This window comes from Actinomyces sp. S4-C9 (genome assembly GCF_000758775.1).
Classification (GTDB): domain Bacteria; phylum Actinomycetota; class Actinomycetes; order Actinomycetales; family Actinomycetaceae; genus Gleimia; species Gleimia europaea.
This window is the reverse complement of the sequence record NZ_JRMU01000010.1, coordinates 183,431-206,049: the sequence shown is the minus strand read 5'-3', so window position 1 is coordinate 206,049 and position 22,619 is coordinate 183,431. Positions and strand designations below refer to the sequence as shown.

At 58.2% G+C, this 22,619-nt stretch carries 21 protein-coding genes and 1 riboswitch; of the genes, 11 read left to right on the top strand and 10 right to left on the bottom strand.

Annotated elements, in window-relative coordinates; translation table 11 throughout:
- Positions 1-20 precede the first annotated feature (20 nt).
- Both HMPREF1628_RS05370 and dnaK read right to left on the bottom strand, forming a co-directional pair.
- Positions 21-647, bottom strand: coding sequence for a nucleotide exchange factor GrpE (locus HMPREF1628_RS05370; protein WP_034508901.1), 627 nt, complete (start codon positions 645-647; stop codon positions 21-23).
- On the bottom strand, positions 644-2,509 hold the full coding sequence (gene dnaK / locus HMPREF1628_RS05365; protein ID WP_034509092.1) for a molecular chaperone DnaK: 1,866 nt from the start codon (positions 2,507-2,509) through the stop codon (positions 644-646). Before dnaK ends, HMPREF1628_RS05370 begins: the two co-directional genes overlap by 4 nt.
- 231 nt (positions 2,510-2,740) lie before the next feature.
- Here dnaK and HMPREF1628_RS05360 point away from each other — a divergent pair, with 231 nt between their 5' ends.
- A complete protein-coding gene (locus HMPREF1628_RS05360) occupies positions 2,741-3,121 on the top strand; it encodes a metallopeptidase family protein (protein WP_052038897.1) in 381 nt (126 codons plus the stop codon).
- Positions 3,121-3,783: a LysE family translocator gene (locus HMPREF1628_RS05355; protein WP_156956895.1), complete on the top strand. Its 663-nt coding sequence runs from the start codon at positions 3,121-3,123 to the stop codon at positions 3,781-3,783. Before HMPREF1628_RS05360 ends, HMPREF1628_RS05355 begins: the two co-directional genes overlap by 1 nt.
- A gap of 40 nt (positions 3,784-3,823) precedes the next feature.
- Here the strand turns inward: HMPREF1628_RS05355 and thrC are convergent, their stop codons facing one another.
- Entirely contained in the window at positions 3,824-5,269 is a 1,446-nt protein-coding gene (gene thrC / locus HMPREF1628_RS05350; RefSeq protein ID WP_034508898.1) for a threonine synthase, read from the bottom strand.
- Between the two features lie 146 nt (positions 5,270-5,415).
- On the opposite strand from thrC, the gene HMPREF1628_RS05345 reads away from it, so the two are divergent.
- Positions 5,416-5,850, top strand: a complete 435-nt coding sequence (locus HMPREF1628_RS05345) for a GNAT family N-acetyltransferase (protein ID WP_034508897.1) — start codon at positions 5,416-5,418, stop codon at positions 5,848-5,850.
- A gap of 9 nt (positions 5,851-5,859) precedes the next feature.
- Complete coding sequence (locus HMPREF1628_RS05340; protein ID WP_034508896.1) at positions 5,860-7,140, top strand: M18 family aminopeptidase; 1,281 nt, start codon at positions 5,860-5,862, stop codon at positions 7,138-7,140.
- A 66-nt stretch (positions 7,141-7,206) separates the two neighbouring features.
- Here HMPREF1628_RS05340 and HMPREF1628_RS05335 read toward each other — a convergent pair whose 3' ends face one another.
- Positions 7,207-8,781: a TrkA C-terminal domain-containing protein gene (locus HMPREF1628_RS05335; protein ID WP_034508894.1), complete on the bottom strand. Its 1,575-nt coding sequence runs from the start codon at positions 8,779-8,781 to the stop codon at positions 7,207-7,209.
- Positions 8,782-8,819: 38 nt separating this feature from the next.
- Here HMPREF1628_RS05335 and HMPREF1628_RS05330 point away from each other — a divergent pair, with 38 nt between their 5' ends.
- Positions 8,820-9,209: an RNA-binding S4 domain-containing protein gene (locus HMPREF1628_RS05330; RefSeq protein WP_034508892.1), complete on the top strand. Its 390-nt coding sequence runs from the start codon at positions 8,820-8,822 to the stop codon at positions 9,207-9,209.
- A gap of 7 nt (positions 9,210-9,216) precedes the next feature.
- Here HMPREF1628_RS05330 and HMPREF1628_RS05325 read toward each other — a convergent pair whose 3' ends face one another.
- Positions 9,217-9,834 carry a hypothetical protein gene (locus HMPREF1628_RS05325; RefSeq protein WP_156956892.1) on the bottom strand — a complete coding sequence of 206 codons (618 nt, stop codon included), beginning with the start codon at positions 9,832-9,834 and terminating at the stop codon, positions 9,217-9,219.
- A gap of 86 nt (positions 9,835-9,920) precedes the next feature.
- Here HMPREF1628_RS05325 and HMPREF1628_RS05320 point away from each other — a divergent pair, with 86 nt between their 5' ends.
- The 4 genes from HMPREF1628_RS05320 to HMPREF1628_RS05305 all read left to right on the top strand — a co-directional run bounded on the left by HMPREF1628_RS05320 (position 9,921) and on the right by HMPREF1628_RS05305 (position 15,598).
- The gene (locus tag HMPREF1628_RS05320; protein ID WP_034508890.1) at positions 9,921-11,651 is read left to right on the top strand and encodes an ABC transporter ATP-binding protein; all 1,731 of its coding nucleotides are present in this window, start codon (positions 9,921-9,923) and stop codon (positions 11,649-11,651) included.
- Positions 11,648-13,540: an ABC transporter ATP-binding protein gene (locus tag HMPREF1628_RS05315; RefSeq protein ID WP_034508888.1), complete on the top strand. Its 1,893-nt coding sequence runs from the start codon at positions 11,648-11,650 to the stop codon at positions 13,538-13,540. Before HMPREF1628_RS05320 ends, HMPREF1628_RS05315 begins: the two co-directional genes overlap by 4 nt.
- A 142-nt stretch (positions 13,541-13,682) precedes the next feature.
- The gene (locus tag HMPREF1628_RS05310) at positions 13,683-14,090 is read left to right on the top strand and encodes an ACT domain-containing protein (RefSeq protein ID WP_034509081.1); all 408 of its coding nucleotides are present in this window, start codon (positions 13,683-13,685) and stop codon (positions 14,088-14,090) included.
- A 191-nt stretch (positions 14,091-14,281) separates the two neighbouring features.
- Entirely contained in the window at positions 14,282-15,598 is a 1,317-nt protein-coding gene (locus HMPREF1628_RS05305) for a DUF4921 family protein (RefSeq protein WP_034508885.1), read from the top strand.
- A gap of 47 nt (positions 15,599-15,645) precedes the next feature.
- On the opposite strand, the gene HMPREF1628_RS05300 is transcribed toward HMPREF1628_RS05305, so the two are convergent.
- The 3 genes from HMPREF1628_RS05300 to HMPREF1628_RS05290 are packed head-to-tail and all read right to left on the bottom strand — an operon-like array spanning position 15,646 to position 19,423.
- Positions 15,646-16,626, bottom strand: coding sequence for an ABC transporter ATP-binding protein (locus HMPREF1628_RS05300; protein ID WP_034508883.1), 981 nt, complete (start codon positions 16,624-16,626; stop codon positions 15,646-15,648).
- Positions 16,627-16,638: 12 nt separating this feature from the next.
- Positions 16,639-18,342, bottom strand: coding sequence for an ABC transporter permease (locus HMPREF1628_RS05295; RefSeq protein WP_034508881.1), 1,704 nt, complete (start codon positions 18,340-18,342; stop codon positions 16,639-16,641).
- Between the two features lie 19 nt (positions 18,343-18,361).
- Positions 18,362-19,423, bottom strand: coding sequence for a thiamine ABC transporter substrate-binding protein (locus HMPREF1628_RS05290; RefSeq protein WP_034508878.1), 1,062 nt, complete (start codon positions 19,421-19,423; stop codon positions 18,362-18,364).
- Positions 19,424-19,483: 60 nt separating this feature from the next.
- A riboswitch (TPP riboswitch) is annotated at positions 19,484-19,583 on the bottom strand.
- Positions 19,584-19,714: 131 nt separating this feature from the next.
- Between HMPREF1628_RS05290 and HMPREF1628_RS05285 the strand changes: the two genes are divergently transcribed.
- Positions 19,715-19,978, top strand: coding sequence for a DUF4235 domain-containing protein (locus tag HMPREF1628_RS05285; protein ID WP_034508870.1), 264 nt, complete (start codon positions 19,715-19,717; stop codon positions 19,976-19,978).
- 73 nt (positions 19,979-20,051) lie between these two features.
- Here the strand turns inward: HMPREF1628_RS05285 and HMPREF1628_RS05280 are convergent, their stop codons facing one another.
- Entirely contained in the window at positions 20,052-20,309 is a 258-nt protein-coding gene (locus HMPREF1628_RS05280) for an HPr family phosphocarrier protein (protein WP_034508866.1), read from the bottom strand.
- 171 nt (positions 20,310-20,480) lie between these two features.
- Here HMPREF1628_RS05280 and ptsP point away from each other — a divergent pair, with 171 nt between their 5' ends.
- Positions 20,481-22,154 (top strand): phosphoenolpyruvate--protein phosphotransferase, encoded by a 1,674-nt coding sequence (gene ptsP / locus HMPREF1628_RS05275; RefSeq protein ID WP_034509075.1) that lies wholly within the window; start codon positions 20,481-20,483, stop codon positions 22,152-22,154.
- Positions 22,155-22,246: 92 nt separating this feature from the next.
- Here the strand turns inward: ptsP and HMPREF1628_RS05270 are convergent, their stop codons facing one another.
- A complete protein-coding gene (locus HMPREF1628_RS05270) occupies positions 22,247-22,600 on the bottom strand; it encodes a sterol carrier family protein (RefSeq protein ID WP_034508863.1) in 354 nt (117 codons plus the stop codon).
- Positions 22,601-22,619 lie beyond the last annotated feature (19 nt).

Below are 22,619 nucleotides of genomic sequence, written 5' to 3'. Positions count from 1 at the left end.
CCTCCAAAGTTTTGTTGCAATTACTGCGGGTTTGCCACGATGACCTTCGCTGCACGTAGCACCTTGTCATCGATCTTGTAACCCGCCTGGATTACCTGCGCAACCGTTTCCACCTGCACATCAGAAGATGGTTGCGCCATAACGGCCTCGTGAATCATTGGATCAAACTCATCACCAACTGCACCGAAGCGCTCAATCCCAAACTGGGAAGCCAGCGTCTGCTCCAACTTGTTCGCAATCGATGCGAACGGGCCGTCCTCTAGCGCGCCCGCATCACGAGCCGCAGCAATGTCGTCCAGCACCGGCATCAGCGCCTCCACGACCTCGCTCTGCCCGATTTTGCGAGCGTTAGACATGTCCGCCTTCGAGCGGCGCACATAGTTGTTGTGCGTTTGCGTGAGGTTGTAATGGTCAGCCCTCGCGCGCGCAAGCTCATCGCCCTGCTTCGCTAATTCTTCGCGCAGCGCCGCCGGATCATCGACGTCCGCTTCCGCGTTGACATCTGCAAGCTGCTCCTCCAAATGCGAAATATCGTTCGGATCAGCTGGCTGGCCGGGGGATGATTGCGAGCCAGAGCCGGTGCGGGGGTCTTCCCCCGCACCTTCCTCACGGTCCTCGAAGGGATCGCGATTTTGCTCTTCACTCACTTGTTGTCCTCTTCTTCATCGACAACTTCCGCGTCGATGACCTCGTCCTCATTATCGCCGTCAGCGGCCTCACCTTCAGCCTGCTGGGCCTGCTCGGCCTGCGCAGCCTGGTAGACCTCCTGGCCGATCTTCATGCCGGACTCGTTCAGCGTCTCAAGCGCCTTCTTCACCGCTTCGGTGTCGTCACCCTCAAGAGCCTTCTTTACGGCCTCAACATCGGTCTTGACAGCATTCGCGGTCTCGTCCGAAATCTTGTCCGCCTCGTCCTTCAAGATCTTTTCCATCTGGTATACGGTCTGCTCCGCAAGGTTGCGAACCTCCGCGTCTTCACGACGCTTCTTGTCCTCTTCCGCGTGAGCTTCCGCTTCCTTAACCATGCGGTCGATCTCATCCTTCGGAAGCGCAGAACCGCCGGTGATCGTCATCGACTGCTCCTTGCCCGTGCCCCGATCCTTAGCGGATACGTGCACAATGCCGTTCGCGTCGATGTCGAACGTGACCTCAATCTGCGGGATGCCGCGCGGAGCCGGCGCAATACCGGTCAGCTCGAACGTTCCTAGCGGCTTGTTGTCGCGAGCGAACTCGCGCTCACCCTGGAACACCTGGATCAGAACCGAAGGCTGGTTGTCTTCAGCCGTCGAGAAGATCTCCGTGGACTTCGTCGGGATTGCGGTGTTGCGGTCAATCAGCTTCGTCATGAAGCCACCCTTGGTTTCAATACCAAGCGAAAGCGGTGTCACGTCAATGAGGAGGACGTCCTTGCGGTCGCCCTGCATCACACCTGCCTGGAGGGCAGCGCCAAGCGCAACAACCTCGTCCGGGTTAACAGACTTCGAGGGCTCCTTGCCGCCCGTCATCTTCTTAACCGCCTCAGCAACGGCCGGCATACGGGTGGAGCCACCAACCAAGATCACGTGGTCAATGTCGTTCACCGAAATGCCCGCGTCACGGATCACAGCCTCGAACGGAGCGCGCGTGCGACCAAGCAGGTCAGCCGTCATTTCCTCAAACTTTGCGCGGCTCAGCGACTCGTCGAGGTGGACGGGAACGCCGTCAACCATCGTGAGGTACTGCAGCGAAATGTTCGTGGAAGTTGCGGACGAAAGCTCCTTCTTTGCCTGCTCTGCCGCGTCACGCAGACGCTGCATCGCTACCGGATCCTTCGAAAGATCGTTGCCGGTCTTGCTCTTTACCTGGCTGACCAGCCAGTCCACGATTGCCTTATCCCAGTCGTCACCACCGAGGCGGTTGTCACCGGAAGTTGCGCGAACCTCGATCGTGGAGAACTCAGCGCCATCCTCGGTGTCCTTACCGATCTCTAGGAGCGAAACGTCAAACGTACCGCCACCGAGGTCGAATACGAGGATGAGCTCGTCTTCCTTACCCTTCTCGAGGCCGTATGCGAGAGCAGCCGCGGTAGGCTCGTTCACGATACGGGTTACGTTCATGCCGGCAATGCGGCCCGCGTCCTTCGTTGCCTGACGCTCAGCATCGTTGAAGTATGCGGGAACAGTAATCACGGCGTCAGTGATCGGCTCACCGAGGTACTCCTCCGCGTCTCGCTTGAGCTTGCCAAGAATACGAGCGGAAATTTCCTGCGCCGTGTAAGCCTTATCGTCAATCTTCACTTCCCAGTCGGTGCCCATGTGGCGCTTAACCGACATGATGGTGCGATCAACGTTGGTCACTGCCTGGCGCTTAGCGATTTCGCCTACCAGGACCTCGCCCGTTTTTGAGAATGCAACAACGGACGGCGTGGTACGCATACCTTCCGCGTTCGCGATGATTGTGGGCTCGCCACCTTCAAGCGTGGCGATTGCCGAGTTCGTGGTGCCAAGGTCGATACCTACTGCACGTGCCATATCAATGGCCTCCTTCATAAAATCAAGTTGAGTCTGTTGCACTCAAGTCTACCTTTCGCGGTTTTCCTGTCAACCCGAATGCCCCAAACTTGAGTCTACTAAGCTCAACCTTTTGGACCCTTTATTTATTCCCGTCTGCTACTCGTTTCAAGTGAACCGCGCCACACCGCGCATTTTTCGACAAGAACTTGGACGTGCATTGGCAGATGCTAGGCCGCTAACATCGGGTACATGTCGAGCGAAAATGATGAGCGCAGCGAAACCGCATTGGACATATCCGAGGACGCCTTCGCCGCCCTCGTGGAGGAAGTTCTTGCGCAGTTGCCTGAATCCATGCTCGAAAGCATTGACAACGTGGCGATTTTCGTAGCCGAAGAGCCTGAAGACGGCTCTGACCTATTGGGGCTTTATGAGGGCGTTGACCTGACCGAGCGCGGTGACTACGGATTTGGCGACTTGCCCGACCAGATAACACTGTTTCGTCTGCCGCTGTTGCGCATGTGCGCTGATATGGACGAGCTTCGGCGCGAGATTCAGGTGACGATCGTGCACGAGGTTGCCCACCACTTTGGCATCGACGATGATCAGTTGCACGAACTCGGGTGGGCGTAGTGACTGCATCTACTTGGCTTACGCTCTTAACGACGTTCACTCTGGCGGTTATTTCACCGGGCCCTGACTTTTTGGCAACGCTACGCATGACTCTTTCAAGGGGACGCAGCCGCGGAATAGCAACGGGCATCGGTATTGGCACGGGTACGTCGCTGTGGACGGTAGGAACAATGGCCGGGGTGGTGGCCCTCATTTCACGCTCTGAAACTGCGTTTTTCGCGGTTCGCCTAGTAGGTGCAGTATTTCTTGCGGGCTACGGCATCCGCATTCTTGCCTCACTTATGCGTGCGAGGAATGACGTCCCCTCTGAAAGCACTAATGAGGAGCGGCCGGCACCCTCGAGCGAGCCCTACCCGGCGTGGAAGGCATTCCGCCTCGGTTTCTTGACCACAACTGTTGGTAATCCGAAAGCGGTCATCTTTTTCACGACCCTGTTTGCCTCAATGTTGCCGCCCTCGATCACCTTTTTGGAAGGCGGGGCGCTCACCCTGGTGATGGTAGCGATTTCCAGCTGTTGGTTCACCGCGGTTGCCCTCGCCGCCTCAATGCCGGCTTTCGTGCGCGGGTACGAGCGCTTGCACAAACCGATCGATGCCGCACTCGGCGGACTATTCGTAGTTTTGGGCGCGGCCCTGATCCCGTGGGGAACGCTCTTCACCTAAGTTAAGCGGCACCAGCGTTACCAAACGGCGCGCCAAGACTTTAGCCGTCGACAACCTCGAGGATCAGAGCCTTCACCGCTTCCGGGTCATTGGGCAGATCTACCACGTGTCGGCCGGCATCCATCACAGAAGCGAAACGCTCGGACACTTCCGGCGTGATTCCCAAAGCCTCTTCAATGGTTTCAGCAAACTTCACTGGAAGAGCGGTTTCGAGGACAACGAGGGGCTGCTCCACCGCTCCCCCACGCAGGGCATCGCGCGCGACCTTCCACGCATCTGCGGTGTGCGGGTCAATGAGGACGTGGTCATGGCGGTACACCGATTGGATCGAGTCGATCCGGTCAGCGTGCGTTGAAGAGCCGGAGAGGAAACCGAACTTGCGGCGCGCATCCTTGAACTCACGTGTTTCAGCCAGAGAGAACTCCCCGCGAGCGCCCAACTGGTCCACAAACAGATCACGCACACGCGCCTGGTCACGCTCAACCAGGTCAAACACGAAACGTTCGAAGTTTGACGCCTTCGAAATGTCCATCGACGGGCTTGAAGTCTTATAAGTCTGCTCAGAGGAGCGAACGCGGTAAATGCCGGTTCGGTAGAACTCATCGAGCACATTGTTTTCATTGGTTGCGACAATTAGCTGGTCAATAGGCACGCCCATGCTACGCGCAACGTGTCCGGCAAAAACATCGCCAAAGTTGCCCGTTGGCACAGAGAAAGAAACCTTATTGGCCGGCGTGCCACTAGCTTGGATCCATGCGGCTACGTAATACACCACTTGGGCGAGCAGGCGAGCCCAGTTAATCGAGTTCACCGCTCCAATGCTGTAACGCGCTTTGAAGTCAGCGTCTGCCGAGATTGCCTTCACCACGTCTTGACAGTCATCAAAAACGCCGTCGAGGGCAATGTTGACAATCGCCGGGTCATCAATGCCGTACATTTGCGCCTGCTGGAATGGCGTCATCCGGCCGGCGGGCGTGAGCATAAAGACGCGGATTCTGGCCTTGCCCAACATCGCGTACTCGGCCGAAGAGCCGGTATCCCCCGACGTTGCCCCTAGAATATTGAGCTCTGTTCCACTCTGGCCCAGCGCGTACTCAAAAAGTTGCCCCAGCATTTGCATCGCCATGTCTTTAAACGCGGCGGTTGGCCCGTTAGACAGGTGCAGTAGCCAAATGTGGTCCGATAGTTGCGTCATGGGCGCAACCTCGCGCGAACCGAAGTTTTCTACGCTGTATGCGCGCTTGCACATTTCCCGCAGGTCTGCTTCGGGAATGTCATCAATGTAGAGGCGCATCACCTCAAAAGCTAGGGCCGCGTAGCCTTCTTCCCGGAAAACCTTAGACCATGTAAGCAACGTATCCGCATCTACTTGCGGGTATTCGACGGGCATGTAGAGGCCACCATCGGGTGCGAGGCCAGCGAGGAGGATCTCGGTGAACGTGCGGGGCTGGTCGGTTGGCACTCCGCGGGTAGAAATGTAGCGCATGCGGTAAGCCTACCGATTTCACGCACCTGGTTCCGAGCGTTCCAAAGTGTGGGGCAAAAGTTGCGCGCCACTTTATCCAGGTCTGCGTGCGGGCCCCCTCCTCGTTTTAGAATGAAGAAAATTATCAACCACAAGGGGGATACATCATGGCTATCAAGATTGTGAATGAGGCGTCGAAGGTTGTTGTTGACGGCATGAACAGGCTACTGCCGCAGCTTTCATCGTCTGCTACTTCAATGAGTGAAGAGGACGTGGCACGCTTTTTGGAACAGCCTTCCACAACACTGTTTGTGTACACGCCAGATGATGATCCGGACAACATTTTGGGCATGCTAACGCTGGTGGTGTTTGAGATTCCGACGGGTATTCGCGCCTGGGTTGAGGACGTTGTGGTGGCCGAGGAGACTCGCGGTCAGGGCGCGGGCCGCCAGCTGGTGGACGCATCGGTTGAGTACGCGCACAAGATTGGCGCGAAAACCGTGGACTTGACATCACGCCCCACCCGCGAGGCAGCGAATCGCCTGTACCGCCGGACCGGTTTCGAGCAGCGCGAGACCAATGTTTACCGCTATAACTGCTAGTTTGGATACGTGAGTATTTTTAGTGATGCAGAAGTTAAGCAGGTAGAGGATTTTGGGAAGGTCATTGAGGCTTCCCCCTCTTCTTTTCACGCAGCACGAGAGATTGCCGCCAGGCTGAAAACCCACGGGTATTCGCAGATGCTTGAATGCGACCCGGTGGATGTCACGCCCGGCGGCCATTTCTTTGTGCGTGATGGCGCCGTGATGGCATGGTTCATTCCCGAAGAGGTAACCCAGCCGGCCTTCCGGATTGTTGGGTGTCACACGGATTCACCCGGCTTGAAGGTAAAGCCGTCAGGCTCTTCGAAGTCGCCCGACGGTTGGGGTCAGATTGACGTCGAGCTGTACGGTGGCCTGTTGCTGAACTCGTGGCTAGACCGCGAGATCGGGTTTGCCGGCCGAATTATGGACCGCCACGGCAATGAGCATTTGGTTAAGACAGGTCCGATTGCGCGCGTTCCCCAGCTGGCGATTCACTTGGATCGCGATATTAACTCAGGTTTCAAGCTGGACCGGCAAAAGCACATGCAGCCGGTGTGGACACTGGGCGACAAGTCGCTATTTACACATTTGGCGCAGCTGGCGGGCCTGGAGTCAGAACAAGACATTGCGGGCCACGACCTCGTGTCGTTTACGGCGCAGGCACCGGCTCGTTTTGGTTTGGACGAGGAGTTCTTCGCGGCTGCACGGCAAGACAACCTATCTTCAGTACACGCCGGCCTCACCGCATTAGAGCGCATGGAATCTTCCGATTTTGCTGATATTGCGGTGTTTGCTGCATTTGATCACGAGGAGATCGGGTCTTCCACCAGGTCGGGAGCGTCGGGCCCGATCCTTGAATCTACGCTACGCCGGATCGCAACTGGCCTGGGCAAGGATGAGGACGGCTACCATCAGATGCTCGCGGGCACCACGTGCGTGTCTGCTGATGCCGGGCATTTTGTGCACCCGAACTACGCGGAGCGCCACGATCCGAACAACCATCCGATGCCGGGTAAGGGTCCGCTACTGAAGCTGAACGCGAATCAGCGTTACGCTTCGGACGCGGTTGGCACGGCGCTTTGGACCCGCATGTGCGAAGCAGCGGGCGTGCCCGCGCAGGCGTTCGTGTCTAATAACGAAATGCCGTGCGGCTCTACCATTGGCCCGCTAACGGCAACGCGTTTGGGTATCACTACCGTCGATGTGGGCATTGGCCTGCTGTCGATGCACTCGGCTCGCGAAATGAGCCACGTGAGCGACCACTTGGCGATGTCGCGCGTGCTCGAGGAATACTGGAAGGGCGCATGAGCGCCCGCCTCGCGTAATCTAATGAAACAGCCCTTCGGTTCCGCTTAGGAAGCGAAGGGCTGTTTGTTACGCCAAGAACGCATAGATCGCCGGCACCAGCAGGATCTTAAACACGATCGAGGAGGCAAAGAGGGCGGCGTAGGCCGACTCGATGCGCTCGTCCGCAACTTTCGCGGCAGCGGCCTGCATGATGGCGGGCTGGCCGAGGAAGCCGGCAACGCCACCCGCAGTACGCGGGCCGGACAGCTTCAGCAGACGGCCAGCAATGGCAAGCAGGGTTGCAGAAATCAAGGTAATTGAGGTGGCGAGGATCGCAGCCTTCCAACCGAGCGAGGTAAGCACGACCTCCTTGAATGCGGGCCCGGCACCAAGGCCAAGAGCCGCCAGGAAGAACAGGAGGCCAAGCTGGCGCACCGTGAGGTTCACGGATTCTGGCATGGACCAGATCAGGTTGCCGGTGCGGCGAAGCGCACCCAGCACCATGCCAACCACGAGCGGACCGGCCGCTGCGCCAAGCGAGAACATCGCGCCTCCGGGCATGGGAACAGACACAAGGCCAAGAAGCAGACCGAGCACCATGCCCAGGCCAAAGGTGAGGGCGTCCACCTCGGCGATACGGCGATCCGAATCGCCAAAGAAACGACGTACCGCGCTCAGTTGCGAAGACGGGACGGAAACCGAAACTTCGTCGCCGGGTTGTAGCGCCAGTTCGTCTTTGGCTAGCAGTTCTAGGTCGCCGCGCGTAACGCGCGTGATGATGCCGCCGAACTTCACGGGAATGTTGAGCTCCGCGATGGTTCGTCCGGTCATGTCCGAGTTGGAGACGCGGATCTTTTCAAAGTCCACCGCTCGCCTGTCATCTGCAATGTGAACGCTAGATTCATATCCGAGGATGTCGATGGTTTCGTGTACGCGATCTTCAATGCCAACTACAACAACGAGGTCATCCGGCTGGAGTTCTTCGCCGGGAACAACCACGCGGGTCTTGTCGCCGCGGCGCAGGTAGGACAGACGCACGTCCTGGCATGCCCACGGTTCTATTTGGCGCAGGTTGATGGTCTTTTGAACGTGCGCGGTGCGGGCTACAAGGCCGGCGCCGGCAAGTGAAGGCGTATCTTTTTCGCCCTTCCAGGGCCGCTCCACCACGATGGTGACGATGATGATGCCAACGATGACGCCAAACGGATAGCCCACGGCGTAGCCGGCGCCCGGAGTTGCAGAGCCGGTAACGCGCAGCGCAGAGTCGAGGGCCGGCGCGGAGGTGAGGGCGCCGGTAAACAGCCCGGTGGATAACTCGGCGGGAATCTCGAGGAGTTTGCCTCCCACAACGGTGACGACGCCAGCGGCGAGGGTCATGAGGGCGGCCGCGCCGATCAGCGGGGCTTGACTCTTCAGCTGCTGCATGAAGGTGCTACCAGCGGCCACACCTACCGTGTAGGTAAACATGGCGAGGCCGATGGACTGCAGTAGAGACATGTTTTGGCCGAGGTCAGGGTAGGCGGCGGACAGAGCCAGGCCCACGAAGAGGGCTCCTGCCGCACCGAACTTTAGGTGCCAAAACTTGATCTGGCCGAATGCGGCGCCTAGGGCCACTACCAGGAAGAAAGTGAGGATAGCGCTTTGGGATAGTATTTCGGACACGCTCTTAGCCTATGCCACGGCTCCTATAGCATGGGAATGTGAGTGATGAATCCGTCAGAGTAGACACGTGGCTTTGGAGCGTGCGGCAGTTGAAGTCGCGTTCTCAAGCTACCGCCGCGTGTAAGGCGGGTCACGTGAAGATCAATGGTTCTACCGCTAAACCATCCCAAAAAGTTAGTGTGGGCGACACGGTGACGTATCGTTTTCAAGGTTTTGATCGCGTCTTAGAGGTAGTTCAGATTCTGCGTACGCGCGTGGGCGCTCCGATTGCTCAGAAGGCATATGTGGATCATTCAGAGCCGCGGCCCGAGGCTCACGTGATGATGGCGCTTCCTCGCCGCGAGCGCGGTTCAGGCAGGCCCACTAAGCGCGAGCGTCGCGAACTGGATCGCCTACGTGGTCGCGATACAAACACCGGCCGCATTTGAGGCCCCGTTAAGCGTTTTCGAGGCCCTCCAACTGCTCTAGCGCCCGGTTCCAAGTTCCGTAGACCTGGCGAATGTTTGAGCCGGATGGCCGCCCATTTTCTTTAGCCCACTCGGCGTATCCGGCGTACGAGGAGCCGGTTTGCGTCCTCTCGCATTCCGCGAGGTAAGCGCGGATGGCGCGAATCCGATCAGCTTCACTAAACCGGGCGTTCCTTCGCCCAACTTTCCCGTCGCTAGACGCCGCGAGCTCACACTCTTTCATCGCGCCGGCCCACGTTCCGCCAAAACGCTGCATGACGGTTTGGTAAGTGGGTGGCCAGAGCCTCACTCCGCGCGCGGATTTAAGCCCCAGTTCAGCCAGGATCTCGGCCCTAATTTGGTCATACTTTTGTGCCGACAGAGAGGAACCCTCCCCCTCGTCTGCCCGACGCTTAGAAGCGGCCGCAAGCGCGAGGATTTGCTCGGCTCTGCCCTCCGGATCAGCCACGCCAAGGCCGGCGAGGATAACGGCGAGCTCCTCGGAGTCCTCGTCTGTTTTAATCGGAGCGAGGCCGTGGGTGCGCGCAAATGCGTAGTGGATCGCGACTTTTAGCACACTGTCTGAGAAAGACTTAAGTTGGCTCATGTCTTAAAGTTACTATGGTCTACTGACCTGTTTTGCGCGCCTTAAAGGCTGGTTCTCATTCGGGTCAATGCTTGTTGGGAGTTTTCTTGCTTTTCAAATTGGCTTGGAAGTTTTTACACCGCCGCATTCCCACACTGCTTGGTATCTTTCTTTTGCAGATCGGGGCGACGGTAGCCGCTCTGTTTTTGCCTGATTTGAATGCTCGAATCATTAATGAGGGCGTCGCGGTTGGCGATACGGCAACGATCTGGCGCCTGGGCGGGTTGATGATCGCATTCACTGTGGTTCAGATCGTATGCTCAACGCTGGCGATCATTTTGTCTGCCGTAGTGTCGATGAGGTTGGGACGCTGGCTGAGGCGGAAACAGTTTGTGAATGCACAGACGTTTTCTACGGATCAGCTGACCCACTTCGGGCCGCCGTCTTTGATTACGCGCACAACCAACGATGTGCAGCAGGTGCAGATGGTTACGTTCATGACGCTAACCATGGCCGTAATGGCGCCGCTGATGGGTGTGGGAGCGATTGTGATGGCGTTGCGCCAAAGCGTGCAGGTGTCACAAATGCTGCTGGTGGTTGTGCCCTTGATTGCGGCGGTAATCGGCCTGGTGATGTGGAAAATGGTGCCGCTGTTTAAGACGCAGCAAAAGCGCATTGACCGCATGAACACGGTGCTTCGCGAGCAGCTTTCAGGTATGCGCGTGATCCGCGCATTTGTGCGGCAAGAAACGGAGCGCGCCAAGTACGAGCAGGTCAATACTGAACTGCGCGGGGTAGCCATGAAGATTGGCGCTCTCTTCGCGTTCATGTTCCCCGCCACGCAGCTGGTGATTTGGACCGCGCAGGTGCTGGTCATCTGGTTTGGTGGCCACCTGATTGCGGCGGGCAGTATGGAGGTTGGATCGCTGATCGCGTTCATCAACTACCTGATGCAGATCTTCATGTCGGTAATGATGGCAGGTTTCATTTTTGTGATGGTGCCGCGCGGCTCCGTGTCCGCTGAGCGCATCAACGAAGTGCTGGTAACCGAGTCCAACTTGCACGTTCCCAGCCACCCCAAGGCTCTGGCGGGCCCCGCTGAATTCAGCTTGAACGATGTGACCATCAGTTATCCAGGGGCCGAGGCTCCCGTCCTCAAGAACCTGTCCGTGAACTTCCCGCGCGGGTCCGTAACCGGAGTGATTGGCCCAACGGCCTCGGGTAAATCGTCTTTAGTAAAAGTGATTCCGCGCCTGTTTGACGTGGTTGGCGGCCAGGTTCAGATGAATGGCGAGGACGTGCGCGACTACCGCCTGTCCGAGGTACGCCGTCGCATTTCGCTAGTGCCGCAGAAGGCGTACCTGTTTTCAGGCACGATCGCTTCGACGGTTTCGGGCAGCTCGGATGAGAAGTTGATTGACCGTGACCGGGTTGAGTGGGCGCTTAAGGGAGCGCAGGCTTACGACTTCGTCTGTGCCCTCGATGAGGGGATCGATTCCGAGGTAGACACGGGCGGCCAGAACTTCTCGGGCGGCCAGAGGCAGAGGCTCGCGATTGCGCGCGCACTCTACCGCGACGCGGACCTGTACATTTTTGATGACTCTCTATCCGCCCTTGACGCAGCTACTGAAAAGAGGCTTCGCGATGGCCTGCCTGAGTATGTGGGCGAGGCCGCGGTGATCGTTGTTTCACAAAAGACGTCCTCGATTGTGGATGCAGATCAGATTCTGGTGCTTGGCGAAGGCCAAGCGCAGGGCCTTGGCACGCACTCGCAGTTGCTACGCGATTGCCCGCTATATGGCGAGATCGCAAGCTCGCAGGTTGGGGAGGCAAAATGAGTTCTCGCAGCGACGCTTACAAAAACGACACCAAAGACTTCCGGGGCTCTGTAAAGCGCTTGTTTGGCGAGCTTCGCCCGGAGCGCTTACGTATCTCGTTAACCGTACTGTTGACGGCCCTTGCGGTAGCCCTCACGGTTGCGGGCCCGAAGCTGCTGGGTGATGGCACAAACATCATTTTCAACGGAGTGGCCTCCAGCTTCATCCCCGAGGGCATGACGAAGGCCGAGTACGTGACCCAGCTACGCGCCGAGGGCAATAATCAGCTGGCGCAAATGCTGGAATCCATGAATCTCGCGCCCGGGTCAAGCGTGGATTTCGAGGCTCTTGCCCGCGTCCTCCTGTTTGCTTTCACGGTGTACGCATTGGCGTCTTTGGCCTATTTCAGCGTTGGCATGATTGTTCGCAAGATCGTGCAGAATACCGGCTTCACTCTTCGCAAGAAGGTGCAAGACAAGATCGATAAGCTCCCGCTTTCCTACATGGATTCGCGCAGGCGCGGCGACCTCATGTCACGCGTGACTAACGACGTCGATAACGTTACGCAGTCGCTCACGCAAATGATTCAGCAGGTGCTTGAAAGCTTCCTGACCATCATTGGCATTTTGTTCATGATGTTTTGGATTTCGTGGCGTCTGGCAATCCTCGCGATTATTGCGATCCCGCTCGGCGCTGTTGTGGCTGGCATGATTGCGAAGAAAGCACAGCCTTATTTCCGCCAGCAGTGGAAGGCCACGGGACAACTGGGCGGCATCGTGGAGGAGGCCTACACGGGCCACGAGGTCGTGCAGGCGTTCTCAATGAACGACGAGTTCCTCAGCCAGTTCGACGAGGCCAATGAGAGCCTGTACGGCTCTGCTGTGCGGGCACAGGCTATTTCTTCGCTCATGCAACCAGCGATGATGCTCACATCCAATCTTTCTTACATTCTGGTTGCGATTGCGGGTGGCCTGCAGGTAGCAGCCGGCGCGATTTCGCTGGGCGGCGTGCAGGCGTTCATCCAGTATTCGCGCCAGATTGGACATCCGATCTCCGCCCTTGCTTCGCTAGCTACGCTGGCGCAGTCGATGGTTGCTTCCGCAGAACGCATTTTCGAGTTCCTCGACGCGCAGGAAATGGATCAGGATGCACCGAAGGAAAGCCCGGTAGATTTGCGCGACGCGTCGATTACGTTCGAACACGTGCGGTTTGGTTACGACCCGGAAAAGCCCGTTATTCGCGACCTCAGTTTGACGGTGGAGCCCGGCCACATGGTTGCTATCGTCGGGCCCACGGGCGCCGGTAAAACGACGCTCGTGAACCTGTTGATGCGGTTCTACGAGATTGATTCTGGCAAGATCGCGATTAATGGCCGCTCAATTGCAGACATCAATAAGGATGATTTGCGCGCGGGAATCGGCATGGTTTTGCAAGACACGTGGCTATTCGAAGGCACCATTGCTGAAAACATTGCTTACGGTGCTGGCCGCGACGTTTCGATGGACGAGGTAGTCGGCGCTGCGAAGAAGGCGCAGGCACACTCGTTTATTCGCCACCTGCCGCAAGGATACGACACGGTTGTGAAGGCCGAGGGTTCCAACCTTTCGCAGGGTGAACGCCAGTTGCTAACCATTGCGCGGGCCTTCATCTCGCAACCGGACATCCTCATTTTGGATGAAGCCACTTCTTCTGTTGATACGCGTACGGAAGCTGTGATTCAAGAGGCGATGGAGCGGTTGCGCAAGGGCCGCACCTCGTTTGTGATTGCCCACCGGCTCTCTACAATCCGCTCGGCGGACGTGATTTTAGTTCTTGAAGATGGTGACGTGGTTGAGCAGGGCAGTCACGAAGAACTACTCGCCGCGCAAGGAGCTTACGCGAAGTTGCACGCGCTGCAGTTCGAAGAATAAACCTGGCGCTACATCTCACCGGGGCCGGCTTTCTCTGGAGAGCCGGCCCCGGTTATTGCGAGCGCGCAGGCGAAGTGCTTAATGAGAATCAAGACATGAGACAGACACGCACAGAACGTATATTTTGCGTTACGGTGCCTACATGACAAGTTCACTATCTTTGGATCACATCCTTGCGAACATGGAGTTGAAGCCGCAGGGAATCTACGTTTTTGTAGCACTTGATGAGATTCCAGAAGGCGTTGAGCCCTTCGCAACCGTACGCGAATACGAGGGCCAAACGATCGTCATTTCTGAAGATCGTGCAATCGAAGCTGGACTGCCCACCGAAAAGCGCTTCACCCGAATTTCGCTCGACGTGCCTTCCTCGCTGGAAACCATTGGCATTACGGCAACGATCGCGCAGATTCTTGCGTCTCGATCAATCACCTGTAACTCGCTTGCCGGTTTCCATCGCGATCACCTGTTCGTTCAAGTAGATAAGGCAGACGAGGCTCTTGAGATTCTCCATGACCTCAAAGAGCAAGCCAAGGGCTGGCTCCCCCAGTAAGCCAACAGACTCCAGCGGTACGGGCCGTGCAATGTAGCAAGTCCAACGCCGCGTTTCACAAAACATTTCCAGACTCATTCCGGTGCCCGCGCATAGCGTGGGCACATTCTTTTTCCGCTCATTTGGCCGCTTTGTTCTGCAATCGGCCCCTCATACCCACCCGGGCGGACTCAATCCATTACGCTTGGAGTATGTCCAAAGAGCAATCTGATGTAAAAGCAATCGAGCGTCTAGCCGATGGAACTGTTAAACAAACCAATATGCTCACTGGAACGGAAGTGTGGACCGTTCCCGGACGCGGACATCGTCCCCTAACCGTCCCCGCAACCACGCAGGCTCCAATAGATCTAGAGCGCCACGGAGAATACTGCGCATTTTGCGAGCACCGCTACCTTGAAACCCCTCCTGAAAAGACGCGCGTAGTAAAGCACGAGGACGGAACTTGGCAAAAGCTTGAAAACCTGCGCCCTGAAGACCTGCGTGAAACCGTGGCGGAATTCCGCCGCGTACCCAACCTGTTTGAGATCGTTTCCTACAAGTACTGGCACCTAAACCACGGGCACCTCCCCTCCGAAGCGCAGCACCGCAGGATGGCAGACTACCTGGCCAGCCCCGCGGGTTACGACCACGTTATGCGAGTGGTTAAAGCCCGCCTCATGGCATCGGGGCAAACCGCGGACGAGGTTGCCAGCCTGGACGATTCGCAACTGCTACCCGAAGCCTCCGGGTTTTTTAGCGGCGGTCACGACCTCATCGTCGCAAGACGCCACTACACGCCAGGCGCCACGATGGACACGCAACTGGCGTCTTCGGGCACGCTGACGCCCGAAGAGCACTACCAGTACATGAAGCTAACTACCGAGGCGATGGAGGACCTGTACCAACTCAACGAGCACGTGGCATACGTGGCGTGCTTCCAGAACTGGCTCAAGCCCGCGGGAGCCTCCTTCGACCACCTGCACAAACAGTTAGTTGCAATCGATGAGCATTCGGTGCAAACCGAAGCTGAGCTCGGCCGGCTCCGCCGCGACCCTGACATTTACAAGAAGATCTTGCACACCGCCATCACGCGCGGCCTGCTGCTGGCTCAAAATGAGCATGCCATCGCCCTCGCCGGTATCGGACACCGCTACCCGTCCATCGCTATCTGGCCGCTCGGCAAAGCGCACAACCCCTGGGAAGCAAGCCCGCAGAAGTTGCGCGGCGTTTCCGACCTCGTACACGCAATGCACGCCGCCACCGGAGCCGAAGTTCCTTGCAACGAGGAGTGGTACCACCGCCCCGTTGACGTGCCTTCCCCCATGCGTTGGCGTCTGCTGCTGAAGTGGCGCATATCGACTCTGGCTGGATTTGAGGGCGGCACGCGAATCTACCTGAACACGATCGACCCATGGGGTGTGCGCGACCGCGTGCTGCCCAAACTGGTTGAACTGCGTGAAGCGGGCAAGATCGCGCCTATGAAGATCGGCGACGAATGCAAGGTAGACGTCACTGCACTAGATGCGTGACGGTGTCGCGGCTCCTTGGACCCGCACGACTAGCTGCGGGTTGGGCCTTAGGTAACCTGCGCGCATTTTTCCGCATCTAGTTTGACGCGCATGCTGGGCTCGCTCACGCGGGTGTGGATTGGCAGATTAACCCGGGCGATCTTGCCCGAATCCAGCCGTACAGTAACCTGTTTGGCGCCGCGAACCGCGTGGCTTTCCACCACCTGCACCGCGGCGCCCTCGCCGGCTGTATCAGCCACACTCCACGCCCCCGGGCCGCACGCAAGCTCCGAGCCGACAGCCGCGTCCACACCGAAAGCCGCGGCCTCCTCGGCCCCCAAAATCGGACTGTAACCCAAGAAGCTAGCCACCGACCTTGTGCCCGGCTGCGCCCACACCTGCGCCGGCGTGCCCATGCGAGCAATCACGCCGTCCTCCATGACTGCCACCTGGTCCGCCACGGTGAACGCCTCATCCTGATCGTGCGTCACATAAACCGCAGTGGTTCCCGTTTCCTTCACAATGCGGCGAACCTCCACCGAAAGCTGTTCGCGCAGCGCGCGATCCAACGCAGATAAGGGCTCATCAAGAAGCAACAGACGAGGCCGCGGCGCCAAGGCCCGAGCCAACGCCACCCGCTGCTGTTGACCACCAGAGAGCGTAGTAACCAGACGGCTCGCCGTACCCGGCAGACCAACCGTTTCAAGGAGCTGCGTTGCCCGCCCCTCCCACTGTCCGCGCGGAATGCGGCCGCGCAATCCAAACGCCACGTTCTGCCCCACGTTCTGGTGCGGGAACAGTTGCCCATCTTGAAACATGAGGCCAAAACCGCGCCTGTGCACGGGTAGCCTCGATACATCCTCGCCGTCAAACATTATCTGACCCGAGGAAGCCTCCAGCCCTGCAATGGCACGCAAAAGGGAGGACTTACCAGAACCGGAAGCGCCCAGTAGCGCCAAGATCTGCCCCGTCTCTAACTGCAAAGACACGTCTTTCACCGCGTGCACACTGCCGTAGAGCACGTCTATGTTTTCCAGGCTTAAACCCATTGTTCCTCTTCCCTACATGCCTTCTACAAGCTTCACACTGGTACCAGTTCGAGACGAGCGGTCTGCTGCAGCCTCCACGATTGCCATCACCGACCCGGCTAGCACAGCCAGCAAAACCGAGGCCGCGAGCGCCATGCCCTGCTCGGTTGCGCCCGGCTGCGAGATCAACCGGTAGATAGCCACTGGAAGCGTGGGATTAGTGGGACGAGCCAAGAAGCTGGTGGCACCAAATTCACCCAGCGACATCGAGAATGCGAACGCCGCCGCGATTGAAAGTGATCGAACAGCGTACGGGCCCTCAACTGCGAACAGGGTCCGAAGCGGGCCGGCCCCAAGCACACCCGCCACCTCTTTTTGCCGCGGATCGATAGAGGCGAGGACGGGGCTTACCACTCTCACAACCAGCGGAATAGCCACCATTGCCTGCGCCATCGGGATCAGCCAGAACGAGCCGCGCAGATCCAGCGGCGGTCGATTCAATGTGATTAAGAAGCCGAATCCGACGGTCACTGCGGATACACCAAATGGGAGCATGAACAGGCCATCCAGAACCTTCAACGCCGCTTTACCCGCGCGAGTTCTTGGTCTGCGGGTAATCACAATCGCTACCAGGCCACCGATCACTACAGCAGTCACCATGGCGATCAGCGCGATTTCAACAGAGCGCACCGTTGAAGAAACCACCGAGGTTTGCAAGAACTTTGTTGCATCTGCATTGAACAGGTCTTGATAGTTAGCGAGCGTGATCTGGCCAGAGCGATGCAAGGACCTCCACACCAGCATGCCCATAGGAGCTACCAGTAGCACTAGCACGGGCACCAAAGTTGCAACCAGAGCGGGAATATCCGCTCGTTTAAGAGGCTGGGGAGCTAGGTCCGTGCGCATCTTCTGCGTAGCTGCTCCAGCGCTGCGCGCAAGCGACCCCATCCATAGGGCAAGCGCAATCACGATCAGCTGCACGATTGACAGCACTGACGCGGAGCGCAAATCGAGTAGCGAGCTGGTGAGGAAGTAAATCTCCGTCTCAACCGTTTGCGTTCGCGTACCACCCAGGATGAGGACGAGGCCAAACGAGGTTGCACAAAACAGGAAGATAACCGCTGCAGCCGATGCGAATGCCGGCATAAGCCGAGGCAATGTCACGGTGAAGAACACTCGTAGCGGGCCTGCCCCAAGAGCAGCTGCGGCCTCCTCCATCTTCGGATCTAGCCGCACCCACATGTTTCCGATTGTGCGCACCGCCAGCGAATAGTTAAAAAACACCATGCCGACAATGATCGCCGTGTGGGTACCGTCCAAACCCCACGCGCCGAGCGGCCCTGACTCAATAAACAGCGAGCGGAACGCCACGCCCACAACCACTGATGGCAACACAAACGGGACAGCCACAATCCCGCGAATCGCACCTCGCAGAGGAAAAACTCGGCGGTACAAGATCCACGCGGAAGGCAGGCTGATGGCCACTGACAAGACGGTTGCCACCGCGGCCATCCACACGGTTTGCCACACCACTCGCCACGTGCGGGGCCTGCCCAAAACCTGCATAAATCCACTCAGATCCAGCGATCCTGCCGAATCTAAGAATCCCCGCCCCACCAGGTTTGCCGTGGGAACGAGGAAGAATATAGCCAAAAAGATGACGGGCACTCCCACCGCCACCACCGTCAGTGCCAGTGGTAGAGCGCGGTCTGGGAGTGCCCGCCTCAAATCAGCCATGATCAGCCGGAATCCCGGGTTACTGGCCCATCAGGTCAGACCACTCGCGGAGCCACTCCTGCTGGTTCTCCGCGATCGTCTTAGCATCTACCTGGTGCGGCTTATCGGCCATCTTGCCGAACTTTGCCAGAGCCTCCGGGGCCTTTGCCTCCGGATTGATCGGGTGCATGTAGTTGGACTCAGACACAACCTCTTGCTGGGGAACCTGCAGCATGAAATAGATAAATGCCTTCGCGCCCTCAACGTTCTTCGCACCGCTCAGAACGCCCATGTATTCCACCTGGTGGAAGCAGGTGTCAAGCAGTGCGCCGGTGGTGGACTCGGTTAGATCATCGTTAGCCGTGTAGGCCGGGGACGACGAGTACGACGTCATAAGCGGACGCGGGCCAGCGCCCTCACCTGCTGAATAGTCAACGCCAAACGCGTCCGACCATCCCTTGGTTACCTTCACGCCGTTGTCACGCAACTTGGTCCAGTAGTCCTTCCAACCGTCACCAAAAGCGCCAACCGTTGCTACAAACAGTGCCATACCCGGCGAGGACGAAGCGGGGTTCATGGTCACAAACATGTCCTTGTACTTCGGGTCCGCGAGGTCCTCAAAAGTCGTCGGCTCCTCCAGCCCCTTTTCCTTAAACCACGCGTGGTCAATGTTCACGCACACATCGCCCTGATCAAACGGCACCAAGCCAGGCGCGCCCTCGATCTGCTGCTTGGCGGCCCACTCGGGAACCTCGCCCGCATCATCGGCAAACACGCCCTCGGCAACCGCGCGATAAGCCGAAATGTTGTCCACTCCAAATGCAACGTCACCAAGCGGCTCATCCTTGGTCAAAACCAGCTGGTTCACCATTTCGCCGCCCGAACCAACCTGAGAAACCTCCAGGTCATAGCCCGTTTCTTCCTTGAACTTCGCAATCATCTCTTCAGGCAGATCCATCGAGTCATACGAAACAACCGTGACCTTACCTGCGCCAGCATCGGAAGCCGGCGAAGACTCCTTGGGCGTTCCGCCCGTGGATGACGAGCATCCAGCCAAAACCAATGCCGTAGCAACTGCCACGCCAGCCCAAACACGCCTCATTAACTTCTCCTCACAATCATGTACGGTTCAGTTGCGTGCAGGAGAATCGCACCCTTAGTGCGTTTAGAGAACTCGACTTCCTACGCCGGTACTAACCGTCAGGTTCGAGGGTCTGCGCAACGCGCACTCTCAGCGGCTCACCGCTCCCCTGTCGCACCTAAAAGCCTACCTTGCAGGCCCTATTCAATCTAATTCTGACTCACCGGGTGCCCTCAAAATCTGGCGAGGCAGGCAAAAACTAGGCATGATGGATACCAAAAGCCATAACTTTCAAGATTGGGGTAACAATCCGTGGACGTTCCATACAAGCTCGCAACCGCAGGCGCTCTAGCGCTATCGGGCATCATCGCAAACAAGGTAGTTGACCAGGGCTGGAAGCTCGTCACCGGGCACCCCTCCCCGCAGGGCGAGGATGAAGACCAGGCTAAGTTCGCGGAGCTCATTGCGTTTGCCGTGATCTCCGGCGTGCTCGTTACAGTTACTCGCCGCTACGCACTAAAGGGCACCAAGAAGTTCTTTGCCCCGCGCATCGAAGCTGCACCCGACGCCTCCTAAAGCCCCAAGTTGGCCTTACCAAGGCACCAAAAAAGCCCGCAACTGCGGGCTTTTTACTTGCCGGTATCCGGTTTTACAGCGGCGTTATCGCCTGCTCAACAAGCTTCGAGACTTGCTTCACGGCCTCTTCATCTTCCGAAGAGATCACAACCTCGTCACCGTATTGAGCTCCCAAAGTCATGATCATCAGCCCGGATGTGGCCTCGACTGTTTCATCACCGAGGGTCACAAAAACCGCGGTCTCAAACTCTTGAGCCTTGCGAGCGATCAGAGCCGCTGGGCGGGCATGTAGTCCCACTTCAGAACCTACCCGTGCTGTCTGCGTGTACATTTCGCCTCCTCGCGAGCTCGCCTTCTATACATTCTCATAAAACCGGCGCTTTCTACCCATTCAACTCAGTGCGATTGATTACAAATGAGCGCGGGCATGATCGAGTAGCACCGCATGGGCTTCACTCGAGTATTGTTAAAATGTTGCGGATAATTAACAAAGGTGATCCTCGTGGAACAATCAATTGTTTATGGAACGCCCGTTGTAGACGGCATCGCATACGCCCCCGTGGTGTGGACGCGCAGGCCCAGTATTCCTGCCCTCAGCGCACCGGACCTGCCCGAGTACGAACGTCCGGCGGCGATGGCGCAGTTTGAGGAAGCCGCAGACGCCGTAGTTGCTAACCTTCGCACGCGCGCCTCGAAAGCTACCGGCCACGCCTGCGCTCTGCTTGAGGTAAGTGCGTCCATGGCTAACGACCCGGCCTGGCGCAAAGGCATCAAGAAACGCATTGCCCGCGGTATCCCACCCGTTCAAGCCACAATGGAAGCAACCGAAGAGTTCGTCACCTTGTTCGAACGCCAGGGCGGCATCATGGCGCAACGCACCACGGATTTGCGCGATGTGCGCGACCGCGTGATCGCGCACCTCGAAGGCAGGCCCGAACCGGGGGTTCCCAAGCCGGATCGCCCAGTTGTCCTTTTTGCCGATGACCTCAGTCCGGCTGACACGGCCGGACTCAACCCGGACATGTTCCTCGCCCTCGTCACCGAACTGGGCGGACCCACCTCGCACACGTCAATCATCGCCCGCCAACTAGGGATTCCCTGCATCGTTGCAGCCCGACACATTTCCAGCATTTCCGAAGGCGAATACGTGCTGGTAGACGGCCGGGCTGGCACCATCCAAGTTGGGGTGACGGCCGAGGAAGCCAAGGGGCAGCTGGAGGAAGACCAGAAGCGACGCAAACTAATTGAGCAGTGGGAAGGCCCGGCGCGTCTTGCGGACGGCACGCGCATCGAGTTACTTGCCAACGTGCGCGACGGGGAGAGCGCACAGGAGGCCGCCAGTTTGGGAGCCGAAGGCATTGGCTTACTCCGCACCGAACTGTGTTTCCTCGACTCGCAGTCCGAACCATCCGTTGAAGCCCAACGCCAGGTTTACGAGCCCGCTTTCGGAACGTTCCCAACCAGCAAGGTTGTGGTCCGCACGCTTGACGCCGGCTCGGACAAACCCGTCCCTTACGCAACTTTGCACGAAGAGGCCAACCCGGCTCTTGGCGTGCGCGGCCTGCGCACATCCGGACACTACCCGGATCTGCTTCCGCACCAGCTTGACGCCGTCGCCGCCGCGGCGAAGAGTCACGGGCATGACAAAACGTGGGTTATGGCTCCCATGGTGTCCACCCTGCCCGAAGCAAAATGGTTTGCCAGCCTGGTGCGCGAACGCGGCATGATTCCCGGCATCATGATGGAAGTTCCATCCACCGCGATCCTCGCGGAGCAGTTCATGGAGCTGGTCGACTTTGTCTCCATTGGCACCAATGACCTCACGCAGTACACGATGGCGGCAGATAGGCTTTCACCCGACCTGGCCGAATACTCAGACCCGTGGCAACCGGCCGCTCTTGCCCTCATCAATCAAATTGCACAAGCAGGTAAAAAGACGGGCACGCCCGTGAGTGTTTGTGGCGAGGCCGCAGCCGACCCGCTGCTTGCCGTTGTCCTGACCGGCATGGGGATCACTTCGCTTTCAATGTCGCCATCAGCATTACAAGCCGTTGGCGCGCAACTCTCCCAGTTCACCCTGGAGCAATGCCAAGCAGCCGCCGAGGCGGTTCTGGGCGCATGGGATCAGGGCGATGCTCGCTACCGCGTGCGCGAGGCGCTAGGAATCAACGGCTAGCCTGCTTTGATGTCTAGTCTGCCTAAGAGGCCAGGCCCCCGCGATGCGGGCCGCTCCGGCTTTACCCGCGGAGCTAAGACGGATTGGTGACCTTAAAAACCAATCAGAGGGAAGTGCGCCGATAGATCCGCGCGTTGCCCAGAAGCGGATATATCCCCATTTTCGAGGGCATCGCTCCACACCACTCTTCCGGTCACAAGTCCAAGCCACGTACTCGCATTCATCTCCACTACCGCTGGCGGAGTGCCGCGCCGATGCATAGTTCCTCCCAGGATTTGTACTGCCCCAAACGGCGGTACGCGCACCTCCACCGCGTGGCCCGGAAGTAGCGTCTCTAGTTTGCCCAGACTCCAGCGGACCGCAAGAGCCACAACCGGACGCGCAGCGTCGCCCTCCTGCCACTGCGTCACGGCCTCCAGTCCCTTCGCATCATCTATTTGGCGCATGCTTCCTCCAAGGTAAAAA